Here is a 13,656-nt window from a genome sequence, read left to right as displayed (position 1 = left end):
CCCATGCGCCAGCGTTCAGAAGGACCGCATTCAGTAGGTTGAATCGTACGCCCGGTACGCGTCTTCGATTTCATCGCGACGCGCGTCCGGCTGCCTTGCCAGCGCGTCACGCCACCAGGTCGACGTTTTCAGGCCTCCGTAATGAGCCCACATGCGGGAAAGCAGGTTCGCCTCCGACAAAAACTGCCGTTTCTGCTCGTCGGTGGCCACGTCCCACAAGTCCATAATCAGGTTCACCCGCCCGACAAGAGCCGTGTATTCGCGCGGTGTGGAGACCGACGACATTGTCAGGGCCTGAGCCACCAAGGTCAAAGGCGCGCCCGTCAACACACCCTCGCGCGCGATATCAAGCCACGTCCAGCCATTTACCGGATCGATCTGCAGCAGGTTCGCCGTGTCGAGGAAGGTCGTCTGCGACGGCAGATTCAGGACCTTTCCTGCCGTCTCGTACACTTTCCGGGCACGCGACCGCACACCAGGCATCTCGCGCCACGGCGCGATATCTTCCCGCAGCGTGGTCAGCTCACCGACATAATCGCGTTCCCAGTACGCACCCGACGTCTGCGCGCTGATGGCACGATCGAGTTGATCGAAGCGCAGGAACTGGACCGCGTAGTACACGGTGACGAAGGACACCACGATAAGCAGCACCGACCACGCCGCGCCGGCGAGCCGGGGCGATGCCAGCGGAGCGGCTCCACTCATCCGACGTAGTACTTCTTGTAGTAAGCGGACGAGTAGTACGAATAGCGCCCATAACGCGGCGTGCGGCGCAGATCCACCATGTTGAGGGCGAGGCCGCAGATCTTGCGATCGCCGGGAATCCGATCGATCGCGTGCTTGACGAATTCGCGTGCCGTCGCGTTCCAGCGCACCACGAACAGCACCTTGTCGACCAGCGGGGCGAGCACCGACGCGTCGATCACGGGCCCGATGGGGGGCGCATCCAGCACGACGAAATCGAAGCTCTCCCGCAGCTGCTCGATAAGATGCTGCATGCGCGCCGAACCCAGCAGGTCGGGCGGGTTCTGCGTCTTGGCACCCGAAGCGAGCACATAGACCCCTGACGCCTTGTCGCGATGCAGAATGCCCTCCGTGGAAGCGCTCTGCGCCAGCAGCTCGACCAGCCCGGGCCGGTCCTGCAGACCGAACTGCTGCGTCACGGAAGGACGCCGCAGGTCACAGTCGATCAGAAGCACGCGCTTGCCCGAGGTGGCCGCTGAAACAGCAAGCGAGATGGCGAGCATCGACTTGCCCTCGCCCGGCGCGGCCGACGTGACCTCGACGATCCGGGGAGGATTGTCGACGTTCGACATCTGGATGCCCGCTCGAAGGCTGCGGATGGATTCACTGAAGCGCGACAGGGGTTTGCTGACGAGGTAGTCAACGGACGGAACGCCACCCTGGCCACCACCTTCGGTCAGATCCACCCATTCGATCGTGGACAGGACGGCGAGGCCGGTCTGTTCCTCAACCTGGCGCGGACTGCTGAAGCCGACATTGAGCATATCCAGCAGCACGGCAAGACCAAGCCCGAAGGCCAACCCGAAGGCCCCACCGATCGTCAGGAACAGAGACTTGCTCGGGAATGAGGGGACCGAACTCGGCAGCGCCGGGGTAATGATGCGCGCTTCCTGAATGGTGACCTGCGACTGTTCTTCGGTCAGCTTCGACTGATTGAGGAAGGTCTCATAGAGAACGCGGTTGGCCGAAGCGTCGCGCTCCAATTCGCGCAGGCGCACGGCCAGGGAGGATTCGGCCCCGGTCTGGCCGGAAGCCGCCGCGACGTTCGCAGACATCGCATCGGCGCGGCTCTGCGCCACCTCATAGTCGTTCTTGAGGTTCGCGACGATGCGCTGGACCTCGGCGTTGATCTGGTTCTCGATCTCCCGGCGCTCCGCGCGCACATTGACCACCATCGGATGACGCGCACCGTAACGCGTCACAAGATCGGCTTCGCGCGACGACACTTCCGCCAGCCTGCCGCGCAAGGAGCCGATCACGGGAGACTGGATCACGTCCGGCAGCGATTCGACACTGCCACCTTCCTTGGTGATCTGCTGGGCCTGCTCGTACTTCGCGCGTTTTGCGGCGGTTTCGGTCTGGATCTTCAGCAGCTCGGCATTGACCTCCGAGAGCTGCTGCTGGTTCAGCGTCGTAGACCCAGTGACCTGGAACAGCTTGTTCTCGGTGCGGAATTTCGTGACAGCCTCTTCCGACTGGCGCAGCGCCTCGCGCAGAGACTGCAAGCGATCGGTCAACCAGTCCGAGGCACGCCGGGCTGACTCGAACCTGTTCTCGAGCTGATCGACGATGAACTCGTCCGCAATGGCATTGGCCAGCCGGGCGGCGCGTTCCGGATCCGTCGAGGTCACGGAAACGTTCAGAATTGCGGTCCGCTGGAGCCGGTTCACCGACATCCCAGCTTTCAGCTTGGCGATGCTCGTGCGCACGTCGGGCGGAATGGTCCCGTCAGCGATGCTCTTGTCCTGTTCCGGCATATCGGACGACGAGAACAGCGACATTATGGAGGAGACGATCGCCGAAAAGAAAGATGGCGAATTCGACGACACCCCGAACTCGGGATCCTTGGTCAGATTCTGCTTCTCGACCACCCGGCGGAGAAAGTTCACCGAGCTGATGATCGACGTCTGGTTGTCGAACACCGCACTGTCGATCGAGACGCCGATGCCGGCCAGATCGCCACCCAGATTCTGGCGCGAATTGGGATCAAGCAGAATTTGCGCGCTGCTGGTGTAGCGCGGTGTCAGCGTCATCACGATCACGAACGTCAGAGCCAGAACTGACAGCATGACCGCCAGGATCAGCATCCACCGACGCGCGAGAAAATCGACGATAAAATGGAGGTCGAAGCGATCCCCGTCTTCGACCTGTTGTCCGGCCGCAATCTGCCCGTGCATCTTAAACTCGTTCCTAAGACTTCGTTCCGAGCCGGCACATCAACGCGGCAGTTCGCACACCGCATACTGATTTGCGAGCCAGGCTCACTGACGGCGCGGACCTAACACATTATAGCCATGCCTGCTTGGATTCATAGAGACGACAGGCCGACAGGAATGCTATAAAAATCGGCATGCTGAAGATTAGTTCGAATGTCTCTCATACCGCCTCCGAGACACACCTCGATAAAGCCGATATAGGGACGGTTCGTAAGAGCCTCATGCTATAGGTATCCTGGTAGAAAGATGCGTATTGGAAAAGCTGTCGTGCAGTTAACTTCCCGCGGGCTCGGCTCACTGATCCGGCAAATCTGCCTGTTGCTACCCGCCCTCATTCTCCTGGCGGCATGCTCTGTCGTGCCCAGCGCGCCACCCGCAGCCTCCACCGAGGGGGCCTCCGTTGCGGAATACACGCTGGGAACGGGCGACCGGATTCGGCTTACCGTCTTCAATGAACCCACCCTTTCTGGCGAATTCGAGATTGATGCCTCCGGCATGATCTCGATTCCACTGATCGGAAACGTGAAGGCATCCGGCGAAACGCCCCGCGCTCTGGAGCAGGCGATCACCGCCAAGCTTTCCTCCGGCTACATGCGCGACCCCCGGGTCAACGTTGAAGTCCTCAAATACCGGCCGTTCTACATCATCGGCGAGGTCTCCAAGCCTGGCGAGTACCCCTACCGCAACGGCATGAATCTCATGAGCGCCGTGGCGGTTGCCGGCGGGTTCACCTACCGCGCCAATGATCAGACGGTCTATATCCGTCGTGCCGGCCAGAGCCAGGAATACTCCTACCCCGCGACGACGACGACAATGGTGTTCCCGGGCGATATCGTCCGCGTGTCCGAGCGGCTCTTCTAGAGCCGGGCAACCTGCCGAACGATCCTCTGCCCGGCCGTGGCGCCGGGCAGTCTGATCCCCAGAGGGCCGCGAGCTCGGCCCTTCCCGGCGTTCATGCCGCGCGACCTACTCCCCAGATGATCGCCCTGATTTGAACCTGGCAGCGCGGCCCTTGGCCGTTTGCATCTACGGGCCCCAGACCGGCCTGAGCACCCGCTAGATCGACGTATCCACCTGCCGGCTCCAGCTCTGCGCCACCCCGGCGCCGAGCAAAATCCAGAATGTGATCGTTACCCCCTGGATCTGGAGGCTGAAGTCGACGACCGCATGCATCAGCACCTGGAAGCTGACCGCCAGCACCACAAGGCAGTAGATCGGCCGCGTCTCGCGCTGCGAGAGCCGGAACACGATGGAACCGATCAGCCCCCCGACCAGCCCGAAGAAAGCGATGGCCGCCGGAAAGCCGAGATCGAACAGCAGCTCGACATAGGTATTATGGGCCTTGTCCCAATGCGCCCGCAGCAGCATGTCCGTATTGCGGTAGACCGCGAACATCCGATCGAAGCTGCCATAGCCGAAGCCGGTCCACGGCACATCGAGGGCAGCTTCCCACACACGACGGACCACATCGAAGCGCCGCTCTCCTGCTCCCGCGCTGTCGGCGAACCGCTCGGCGAGATCCCCGCCATAGCCCACCATGACCAGCAGGACCGCCGCGACGACGGCCAGCGTCGCCACCAGCATGGTCTTCCGGCTCCCCGCCATCAGAAACAGCGGCAAAAGCAGCATGGTCACGCCGCCAAGGGTCGTCAGCACGCCCCCGCGTGATCCCGTCCAGATCAACGAGATCATGATCGTGACAAGAGCGACGGCGATCGGCAGACCCGTCCGCGGCGTCACCTCGATCAAGGTCGCCAGCCGCTGCCCGAAAGGCAGCCTGCGCCCGACGCCGGCGCGGCGATAGCTCTCGAACAGCACCCCAAGTGTCACGATGACACCCATGCCGGCATAGGTCGCGTAATTGTTCCGGTTGATGAAGGTGGAGACGACGAAGTGCTCATACGCCGTCTTCTGGATCCAAAGCACCCTGTCCGGAAAGGCCACCTCCTGGACGATGCCAAAAATCGCGTAACCGAGGGCAATGAGGACGAATCCGATCATCAAAAAATCGGCCCGGCGCTGATCGCGGCAAAGCTGAAGCGCCAGATAGAACGCCGCCGCACATGTCACCAGCTTCATGAGCCCGATCAAACCCGCATCCGGCGTTACCGAAATGCGGCCCTGCACCACCTCGGCGCCCGGTATCTGTGCGAGCACGTCGCGCGTCAAAGACCAGAAGTCGTTCTGCCATGCGGACGGCGCGTAAGGCGACAGCTGGAACAGGATCCAGCCGATCAAACCCGCCAGCACCGCCCCCGCCCAGGCGATGTGGCGGATCGCGACCGGCCTTTTCGCACCCAGGACAAGCTTGCCCGCCTCGAACGCCACCAGCAGGAGACTGAGCAGAACGGCATTGATGCTCCAGCTGATCAGATGGTTGGAGCCGAACCGGAACGGCACCCAGGCAAGAACCATCAGCAGACCGAGAAAGAGGGCGTCGTCATATGTATCGGCGAGATCACGCCGCCGAAGGAACGCCCCGCCCCTCGCCTCCTGGCGCGGCGGTGCAGATCTTCCAGGCGCTAGAGGCGGCCGGGGCCGGTTCATGTATGGATGACCCTCACCTGATCAGCCTCGAGCACGACGCATGACAGGCGGTGGGTCAGATACGCACCCGTATCGACGTTGATCCGGTTCGGCAGGATTTCCGGTTCCATCTTCGGCGTGTGGCCGTGCACGATACGCTTGCCATGGTCCGCACGGGAATCCAGGAACAGATCGCGGATCCACATCAGATCTTCCGGCATCTGCGCATCGATCGCCACGCCGGGGCGGATGCCGGCATGGCAGAAAAAATAGTCGCCCAGCTCAACATGGGTGGGCAGGCTGCGCAGGAAGGCGAGATGGGCCTCAGGGATGGCCTCCGCCAAGGCGCCGCCAAGTTCAGCCGTCCGTCCGGTGGAGGTGTATTCCCGCGTGGCGACGCCATAGGCGAATGCCGTCTCCACCCCGCCATTCGCCAGCCACATCTCCCAGTCCATCTGGCCATCGAGCGCGGCGAGGAGCATGGCTTCGTGGTTGCCCTTCAGGCAGTCCCAGCCCCGGACATCGTGCCCGCCGAGCACGGTCTCGATGACCTTGTCGCTCTCGGTGCCCCTATCGATGTAATCGCCCAGCAGGATGATGCGCGGCGAGACGCCGGCCGGCGTGGCGGTCTCTCCGCCCGTGCTGTCCTGCTCGATCCGGTCCAGAAGAGTGCGAAGCAGGTCATAGCGACCGTGAACGTCGCCGATGGCGTAGACACGCTGACCGTCAGGAATACGGGGATTGGATTTTTGCGACGCGTATCCGCGAAAGCGGGAAAAGAACATGCCCTGCCTGGCCGCTTACTAGCTGGAGACGCCCCTTATATCAGAGGCATGCGCTTCAAGCACGGCACGAACGCCGCTCAAAACAGAACTCCCCGCCGTAGCGGGGAGTTCAACTCTAAACCAAAGGCGACGGTGTCGAGCCCTCAGTAGCTGAGCGTAACACCAGCGGTCACAACGCTCCGGTTGTAGTCTTCAACACCGCCCACGTTGTTGAAGTTGGAGCTGAAGTCCGTGTAGGTGTAGTTCAGCTTGGCCGTGGCGTAGCGGTTGATCAGGTAACGAACCTCGGCGCCAACAAAGTAGGTGTCGTCGTCGCGGGGATACTCTTCGTAGTCCTGCTTCTGATAATTCACCCAGCCCGAGAGCAGGATATTCCGGCGCAGCTCGTAGTCGAGCCGGATACCAACCTCGTTGCTGTTGACGGCAGAGCCGTTGTAGCCGCCATAAATGTAGTTCGACGTCAGAACTTCCTGCAGCGCGGTGAACGTCACCGTCGCGAGCGGGGTAACGAACCAGTTCAGGTCCGCACCATAGGTCACGCCGGAAGCGCTTTCGAAGTAGCCGTTGTCCGACGACCAGTCGCGGTAGCCGATATAGGCCTCGCCGCGCAGCAGACGGGACGGCTCGAACTTGAGGCCGGTTACAACATTGTACTCTTCGGCGTCGTAATCGACGTTCTGCATGTCGTACCAGAGGTAGCTACCACCGACGAACACGCTCGTCAGCGGGCTGATCTCGTAGCCGATACGGCCGTTCACCGAATAGGTCTGACCGTCACGATAGCTCTGGTCGGTCGGGACACCGTCAAGGAAGTTGTCATAGTCACGATCGCGGAAATCGAACGTGGCCTTGGTCCAGAGACGGTTGAATTCCTTGCGGAAGCCAACACCGGCGGTGGTGCGGTCATATGGCAGGGGCGAAGTCAGGCCCGTCTGCGTCTCGTCGTCACCCGGCAGCTCGTTCAGGTGTGCGTAATTGACATACCCGATCAGCTCGAAGTCCTCGGTGACATCGATACGACCGTTAGAACCGAGAGACCAGTTCTGATAGTCCGCATCGCTGTACTTGGCGTAGCTTCCGCTCTGGAAGTAACCGTCAAAGGACAGATAATGGCGAACCCAGTCCGACTGCAGCTGGAAGGCCGGCTGAACCGTGAAGACCCAGTCGCTCTTCTCGTTGGTGCCGGAAGCGGTGATGTTGCTGTCGTAGCCTGCCCCGAGGAACAAAGACGGGAGGAAAACGAACGTCCCGACCGGAATGCCGACCGCGTCGTACCCTTCGGGAACACGCTCGCCAACAGCCGCCATCGAAGGGTCCACTTCAACCGACGCACGCGACGAAGCAGGATAGTCCGCTGCCATCGCAACACCGGTGAAAGGCAACACCAGAAAACCAGATACGGCGCCAAAAGCCGCAATACGCCCCAATTTCATGCCCATGCCCCTCAGAGGTTTCCGCCGGAATTCGGACTTACGTTGGAAGTTTCATCTTTGGGAACAAAGAGGATCGCCGCAGTCAGGATCTCCGACGGAGGACGGAGAACCGGAGGCAGGATAGCCCCACCATAACGACCCAGCTGGGATGTGAAGGCCACACCAAAAACCGAACCGTTCGAAACACCACCAGCAACGAAGGCGAGGTTGACACCTTCTATCGCCGCCTGCGCCACCGGAGAGCCGTTAGCGCCGGTCCGTTGCCAGTACGCCACCGCGATGGCAACACCGTCCGCGAGCACACCAGTAAGACTGTCATTCGCCGGCAACCCGGGAACACCACTCTCGCTCACGGCAATCACCGCGGCCGTAATTTCCTGCGCAAACCCCGGATTGGTCAAGAGCAGCCGCGCAATCGCCCTACGCAACTGCTCGGCGCTGTTCTCCCCGGACTGCACGAAGGCAACGACAAGAGCCTCCACCGCAGTTTTGGCCGACGCGGCATCCGTTATCCGAGCTGGCCGCTGGGGCACAGAACCCCCCTGCGCAAAAACCCCCTGCGCAAACGCAGGAGCGACATGAGCGACACTCATCCACGCCACCAGCGAACCGGTAGCGATTGCCAAGACGGCTGACCGCAGAGACCCGCTTTTCATATTCGCCCCACTACCCATTAATTCCTTCCGTGACGATAGCACAGATCCCCACCCTCGCTAGTGCAAGAATGTCACACCAAACCCCGTTGATGCGTAACCTCTAGGTACATGAGTGCCTCTCAAAGGGACTCGCGCAATCAACCGACTCAAACATGACCGTATTTTACTTCGAATCTCTAGATAACGACACCATGACCGCCACCCCGGACATCAGCATATGGGCGATATTCGGATAACAATCAAAAGAACGTAGGCTTAACTTCGGGTTAATTCGATCATTTCGATAATGTACACGCACATTTACGCAAACAATAAGAAAAATAATACTGCCGGCCTATCTTCAAGTGAGGTGCAAGAGGCACTCCGACGCGCCTCGGAAATCCCGGTAACGACTATCGCGCCGCAACATTGCTTCCGCGTCAGCACCCCAGGCCTCCTCCTGCGTCAACTCATCTAAGTGTGCCGTATGCCAGGCCGCCTCGGGCGTGAGGCGCCGATGCCAGACGGCAAGGGCGATCACGGCCGACCCGCTGAGCGTCGTCATCAGGTTGAGCGCGGCGAGTCGCAGAGAATCATCCGGCAAGGATCGGCGGATAGCGTCCAGCGAGCGCTCAGGCTGGCTGACGAATCGAATCCCCTCACTCAGGATGAACGTGGCGCCGAGTGTCTCCCGCGCCCAGCCGAGCAGCGGGTCCCAGTGCTCGGCCTGCCGCTCGACCAGTCGCCTGGGCGAGTCGGCGCGGTAGCACAGCAGGTCGCTGGCAGCATAACGGACGATCTCGGCGGCCACCGCCTCGCGCGCGTCTTCCACCCCGTCGAGCGCGGAGTTGGCCAGCCGGGTCAGGGGCATGGTCATCGGGTCGATTTGCTCGCCCTGCTCCGCCCACTCGCCCGCCAGCGCTTCCGCCAGCCGCCGGCTGGGAACCGCCAGCAGGCGGCGTCCGGGCGTGCGCACCGGGCGCCCGTCCAGCTCGACACGGAACAGCCCCTCGCCCGCGTCCGCAACACCGGCCTGCGAGTAGAATCGCTTGGGGAGCGGCCGGACCTTGGGCAGGCCGCTGCCGGCCGGCGCGTCATCCGCGTTCATCGTTCGACTCCGCGGGTGCCGCCCGGCTGGCCGCCGTCTCGGCGTGCCCACCCTGCGCGGGCCAGGTCCACAGCTCGTCCATTGCCGTCAGCAGCGCGGTGCCGTCGGAAACGAGGCGCTCAGCGCCGGAAGAGCGCAGCAGATCCGAGGCATGATAGCCCCACGTCACGCCGATCGCGCGCGCGCCCGCTGCACGGGCCATCGTCATGTCGAAACTGGTGTCGCCGATCAGTATCGTATCCATCGGCGCGGCGCCCGTGGCCTGCATGGCCTGCAGCACCATGGCCGGGTGCGGCTTGGAAGGTGCGTCGTCGGCCGTCTGAATGGTGATGAAACGCCCTTCCAGCCCATGATGGCTCAGCACGGCGGCGACGCCCCGCTGCGACTTGCCGGTGGCGATACCCAGAACCACGTCCTCGCGCGCACTGAGATGGTCGAGCACCATGCGAATGTCGGGAAAGAGCGGTTCGGCGAAATCAGGCTCCCCGCGCAGCGCATGAAAGGCCTCGCGGTAGAACTGCGCCAGCTGCTCGGCGGGAAACTGCGGGTCGCCATCGCCAAGCCGCCGCATCGCCTCGACCAGCGAGAGACCGACAATGCCGAGCAGCGCCTTGCGGGGCGGCAGATCGATCTGCGCGCGCGCAAAGGCACGGGTCATGGCGGCGACGATGACATTCTGGCTGTCCACCAGCGTACCGTCGCAATCGAACAAGGCGAGTTTCACGTCAGATCCATCCGGCGCTACGGCGCGAGGCCGCGGACAAGAAGCAGGACGCCGGTGGTGGGCGGTGACGGGCTCGAACCGCCGACCCTCTCGGTGTAAACGAGATGCTCTACCAACTGAGCTAACCGCCCGAAGCACATCGCCCGCGACGATCATCGCGGGCTTCGGCGAGAATGCGCGACCGCCCCGGATCAACCGGAGCGGCGCGTTCGCCATAAAGCATCAGTGCGATGAGGCTTCAAGACCCGTGACGGGGATGTGGCATTGCGTCAGGCATGCCGCATCCGCGCCGCCATCGGCACGCCCGGCGAGCGGCGAGCGCTCATTGCCGGGGCAGACCGGACGGGCGTGCCGTCCGGGAAGCAACGGATCACCGCCGGCGGAGAAGCGCGAAAGCACGACCTCTCCAGACGGCGCGGCGCGCAAGAGCGCCGTGGAAGCGCACGTCAGCCGTTGACGGTTTCCTTGAGGCCCTTGCCGGGCGTAAACTTCGGGGCCTTGGACGCCTCGATCTTCACAGGCATACCGGTGCGCGGGTTGCGGCCCTCGCGAGCGGCGCGCGTCACAACCGAGAAGCTGCCGAAGCCGATGAGCTTCACTTCCTCGCCAGCCTTCAGCGAAGCGGCAATGGCGTCGAAGGTTGCGTCGACCGCAGCCGCAGCGGCAGCCTTCGTCAGCTTGGCCTGCTCGGCCACGGCGGCGACGAGTTCATTCTTCGTGGTCATATGACCGTCCTTCCCTTGATTGAACAAGAATCGTCGGTTGCATGCATCGACGACGGGCGCGACCCTTTCTCCAAATTGCGGCGAATGCAAGCGCTGGAGGCCAGAAACCCGCACGAATACACGATTTTGAAGCTGTTATAGGTATTCTGAGGCCTCCGCAGGCTGGCATGCCAGGGCCTGCAATTTAGGCGGCCCTGCCGATTCGTTGCACAACGGTCATGGCGAGGGTTCAACATGGAAGCGGCGGCACCCTTTCGGATGCCGCCGCCTGTCACCTTCGAAGAGCCGAGACTCCGGGCTACGCAGCCGGGATCAGCGGGGCCGGATCAGTGGGCCGCGATCCCGCTGGCCTCGTCATGGCCGATCACCGGCTCGGGGGTCGGGATCACTTTCTCTTCCCACACGATCGGCTCGGGCTGGCGCGTCAGGGCGTGGTGCAGCACCTCATCCATGCGCGAGACCGGGACGATCTCCAGGGCGTTCTTCACGTTGTCCGGGATTTCCGCCAGATCCTTGGCGTTCTCCTCGGGTATCAGCACCTTCTTGATGCCCGCGCGCAGCGCCGCGAGCAGCTTTTCCTTGAGCCCGCCGATCGGCAGCACCCGGCCACGCAGCGTGATCTCGCCGGTCATGGCGACATCGCGACGAATCGGGATGCCGGTGAGCACCGAGGTCAGCACCGTGGCCATGGCCACGCCGGCCGAGGGGCCATCCTTCGGGGTCGCACCCTCGGGAACGTGGACATGGATGTCCCGGCGGTCGAACAGCGGCGGCTCGATGCCGAAATCGAGCGCGCGCGAGCGGACATAGGACGCCGCCGCCGAGATCGATTCCTTCATCACGTCGCGCAGGTTGCCGGTCACCGTCATCTTGCCCTTGCCGGGCATCATGACGCCTTCGATGGTCAGGATCTCGCCGCCGACTTCCGTCCAGGCAAGTCCGGTGACCACACCGACCTGATCCTCCGCCTCAGCCTCGCCATAGCGGAAGCGCGGCGCACCGAGATAGTCCTCGAGCTGCTTGACCGTCACCTTCACGGTCTTGCGCTTGGTGAGGATGAGGTCCTTCACCGCCTTGCGGGCGAGGTTGGAGATCTCGCGCTCAAGGTTGCGCACGCCCGCTTCCCGCGTGTAGCGGCGAACGAGGGTCAGCAACGCTTCATTGTCGATCGACCATTCCTTGGCCTGCAGCCCGTGCTTGGTGAGCGCGGACGGAATCAGGTGGCGGCGGGCGATCTCGACCTTCTCGTCTTCCGTGTAGCCGGCGATGCGGATCACCTCCATGCGGTCCAGAAGGGCCGGCGGGATGTTCAGCGTGTTGGCCGTCGTCACGAACATCACGCTCGAGAGGTCATAGTCCACCTCCAGATAGTGATCGGCGAAGGTCGTGTTCTGCTCGGGGTCCAGCACCTCAAGAAGCGCCGAGGACGGATCGCCGCGGAAGTCCATGCCCATCTTGTCGATCTCGTCGAGCAGGAAGAGCGGGTTGGACTTCTTGGCCTTGCGCATCGACTGGATCACCTTGCCGGGCATCGAGCCGATATAGGTGCGCCGATGGCCGCGGATCTCGGCCTCGTCGCGCACGCCACCGAGCGAAACGCGCACGAATTCGCGTCCCGTCGCCTTGGCGATGGACTTGGCGAGCGAGGTCTTGCCCACGCCGGGCGGACCGACGAGGCACAGGATCGGGCCCGCGAGCTTGTTCTGGCGGGTCTGCACCGCGAGATACTCGACGATACGGTCCTTCACCTTGTCGAGGCCGAAATGCTCGGAATCCAGGATCCCCTGGGCGTAGGGAAGATCCTTCTTCACCTTGCTCTTGTTGCTCCACGGGATCGAGAGCAGCCAGTCGAGATAGTTGCGCACCACGGTGGCCTCGGCCGACATCGGCGACATCTGCCGGAGCTTCTTCAGCTCATGCGTCGCCTTCTCGCGGGCCTCCTTGGAGAGCTTCACGGTCTTGATGCGCTCTTCCAGCTCGGCCAGCTCGTCGCGGCCGTCCTCGCCGTCGCCGAGTTCCTTCTGGATCGCCTTCATCTGCTCGTTGAGATAGTACTCGCGCTGGGTCTTCTCCATCTGCCGCTTCACGCGGCTGCGGATGCGCTTTTCCACCTGGAGCACCGAAATCTCGGACTCCATGAGCGAGAGAACCTTCTCAAGCCGCGCGGTGACCTTGAGGATCTCCAGCACGGCCTGCTTCTCGGGGATCTTCACCGCCAGATGCGAGGCGACGGTGTCCGCCAGCTTCGAGTGATCCTCGATCTGGGTGACCACGCCGACGACTTCCGGCGACACCTTCTTGTTCAGCTTCACATAGCTGTCGAACTCGGCCAGCACCGAGCGGCCGAGCGCTTCGGCCTCGACCTTGGCGCCGAGTTCTTCCTCCATCGCCACGGCCTCGGCCTCATAGAGGTCGGTGCGGTCGGTGTAGTGATCGACCCTGGCGCGCGAGATGCCCTCGACCAGCACCTTGACCGTGCCGTCCGGCAGCTTGAGAAGCTGCAGTACCGAGGCCAGCGTGCCGATCTTGTAGATGGAGTCCGTCGCCGGATCGTCGTCGGAAGCGTTTTCCTGCGTCGCCAGCAGGATGAAGGTGTCGTTGCGCATCACCTCTTCGAGGGCGCGGATCGACTTCTCCCGGCCGACGAACAGCGGGACGATCATGTGCGGAAAAACCACGATGTCGCGCAGCGGAAGCACGGGAAAGGTCTGCGCGACACCAGGCGGGAGCGCGGCGCGAGGCTTGGAGCTCGTCATGGCT

Annotated in this window: 11 protein-coding genes and 1 tRNA gene; 1 reads left to right on the top strand and 11 read right to left on the bottom strand. The window is 62.8% G+C overall.

Translation table 11 applies throughout. The features are described 5' to 3' along the window. Nucleotides 1-30: 30 nt before the first annotated feature. Nucleotides 31-705 carry a hypothetical protein gene (locus tag G3A50_RS18430; RefSeq protein WP_163076605.1) on the bottom strand — a complete coding sequence of 225 codons (675 nt, stop codon included), beginning with the start codon at nucleotides 703-705 and terminating at the stop codon, nucleotides 31-33. Next, a complete protein-coding gene (locus G3A50_RS18425; RefSeq protein ID WP_163076604.1) occupies nucleotides 702-2,921 on the bottom strand; it encodes a GumC family protein in 2,220 nt (739 codons plus the stop codon). Before G3A50_RS18425 ends, G3A50_RS18430 begins: the two co-directional genes overlap by 4 nt. 306 nt (nucleotides 2,922-3,227) lie before the next feature. Here G3A50_RS18425 and G3A50_RS18420 point away from each other — a divergent pair, with 306 nt between their 5' ends. Continuing rightward, nucleotides 3,228-3,821 (top strand): polysaccharide biosynthesis/export family protein, encoded by a 594-nt coding sequence (locus G3A50_RS18420; RefSeq protein WP_246251864.1) that lies wholly within the window; start codon nucleotides 3,228-3,230, stop codon nucleotides 3,819-3,821. Nucleotides 3,822-4,016: 195 nt separating this feature from the next. Here G3A50_RS18420 and G3A50_RS18415 read toward each other — a convergent pair whose 3' ends face one another. From G3A50_RS18415 to lon, 9 genes are all read right to left on the bottom strand, one after another. Next, the gene (locus tag G3A50_RS18415; RefSeq protein WP_163076602.1) at nucleotides 4,017-5,375 is read right to left on the bottom strand and encodes an O-antigen ligase family protein; all 1,359 of its coding nucleotides are present in this window, start codon (nucleotides 5,373-5,375) and stop codon (nucleotides 4,017-4,019) included. A gap of 128 nt (nucleotides 5,376-5,503) precedes the next feature. Beyond that, the gene (locus tag G3A50_RS18410) at nucleotides 5,504-6,271 is read right to left on the bottom strand and encodes a metallophosphoesterase family protein (RefSeq protein ID WP_163076601.1); all 768 of its coding nucleotides are present in this window, start codon (nucleotides 6,269-6,271) and stop codon (nucleotides 5,504-5,506) included. A 143-nt stretch (nucleotides 6,272-6,414) separates the two neighbouring features. Then, nucleotides 6,415-7,710 (bottom strand): outer membrane beta-barrel protein, encoded by a 1,296-nt coding sequence (locus G3A50_RS18405; RefSeq protein ID WP_246251862.1) that lies wholly within the window; start codon nucleotides 7,708-7,710, stop codon nucleotides 6,415-6,417. Nucleotides 7,711-7,715: 5 nt separating this feature from the next. After that, nucleotides 7,716-8,330 carry a hypothetical protein gene (locus tag G3A50_RS18400; protein ID WP_163076600.1) on the bottom strand — a complete coding sequence of 205 codons (615 nt, stop codon included), beginning with the start codon at nucleotides 8,328-8,330 and terminating at the stop codon, nucleotides 7,716-7,718. A gap of 370 nt (nucleotides 8,331-8,700) precedes the next feature. Next, nucleotides 8,701-9,447, bottom strand: a complete 747-nt coding sequence (locus G3A50_RS18395) for an ATP12 family chaperone protein (protein ID WP_163076599.1) — start codon at nucleotides 9,445-9,447, stop codon at nucleotides 8,701-8,703. Continuing rightward, nucleotides 9,434-10,171 (bottom strand): HAD-IA family hydrolase, encoded by a 738-nt coding sequence (locus tag G3A50_RS18390; protein WP_163076598.1) that lies wholly within the window; start codon nucleotides 10,169-10,171, stop codon nucleotides 9,434-9,436. The genes G3A50_RS18395 and G3A50_RS18390 overlap by 14 nt, the downstream gene beginning before the upstream one ends. 55 nt (nucleotides 10,172-10,226) lie before the next feature. Continuing rightward, nucleotides 10,227-10,302: transfer RNA gene (locus G3A50_RS18385), tRNA-Val, on the bottom strand. 315 nt (nucleotides 10,303-10,617) lie between these two features. Beyond that, entirely contained in the window at nucleotides 10,618-10,896 is a 279-nt protein-coding gene (locus G3A50_RS18380; RefSeq protein WP_163076597.1) for an HU family DNA-binding protein, read from the bottom strand. 326 nt (nucleotides 10,897-11,222) lie between these two features. After that, the gene (gene lon, locus G3A50_RS18375) at nucleotides 11,223-13,652 is read right to left on the bottom strand and encodes an endopeptidase La (protein ID WP_163076596.1); all 2,430 of its coding nucleotides are present in this window, start codon (nucleotides 13,650-13,652) and stop codon (nucleotides 11,223-11,225) included. Nucleotides 13,653-13,656 lie beyond the last annotated feature (4 nt).

This window comes from Ancylobacter pratisalsi, from assembly GCF_010669125.1.
Taxonomy (GTDB): Bacteria; Pseudomonadota; Alphaproteobacteria; order Rhizobiales; family Xanthobacteraceae; genus Ancylobacter; species Ancylobacter pratisalsi.
The sequence above is the reverse complement of the archived record's forward strand: the minus strand, read 5'-3'. Positions and strand labels throughout refer to the sequence as shown.

What these genes read in the sequence shown, in the direction of transcription:
- G3A50_RS18430 (WP_163076605.1), bottom strand. Translation starts at nt 705, where the DNA reads ATGAGTGGAGCCGCTCCGCTGGCATCGCCCCGGCTCGCCGGCGCGGCG.
- G3A50_RS18425 (WP_163076604.1), bottom strand. Translation starts at nt 2,921, where the DNA reads ATGCACGGGCAGATTGCGGCCGGACAACAGGTCGAAGACGGGGATCGC.
- G3A50_RS18415 (WP_163076602.1), bottom strand. Translation starts at nt 5,375, where the DNA reads ATGGTTCTTGCCTGGGTGCCGTTCCGGTTCGGCTCCAACCATCTGATC.
- G3A50_RS18410 (WP_163076601.1), bottom strand. Translation starts at nt 6,271, where the DNA reads ATGTTCTTTTCCCGCTTTCGCGGATACGCGTCGCAAAAATCCAATCCC.
- G3A50_RS18405 (WP_246251862.1), bottom strand. Translation starts at nt 7,710, where the DNA reads ATGGGCATGAAATTGGGGCGTATTGCGGCTTTTGGCGCCGTATCTGGT.
- G3A50_RS18395 (WP_163076599.1), bottom strand. Translation starts at nt 9,447, where the DNA reads ATGAACGCGGATGACGCGCCGGCCGGCAGCGGCCTGCCCAAGGTCCGG.
- G3A50_RS18380 (WP_163076597.1), bottom strand. Translation starts at nt 10,896, where the DNA reads ATGACCACGAAGAATGAACTCGTCGCCGCCGTGGCCGAGCAGGCCAAG.
- lon (WP_163076596.1), bottom strand. Translation starts at nt 13,652, where the DNA reads ATGACGAGCTCCAAGCCTCGCGCCGCGCTCCCGCCTGGTGTCGCGCAG.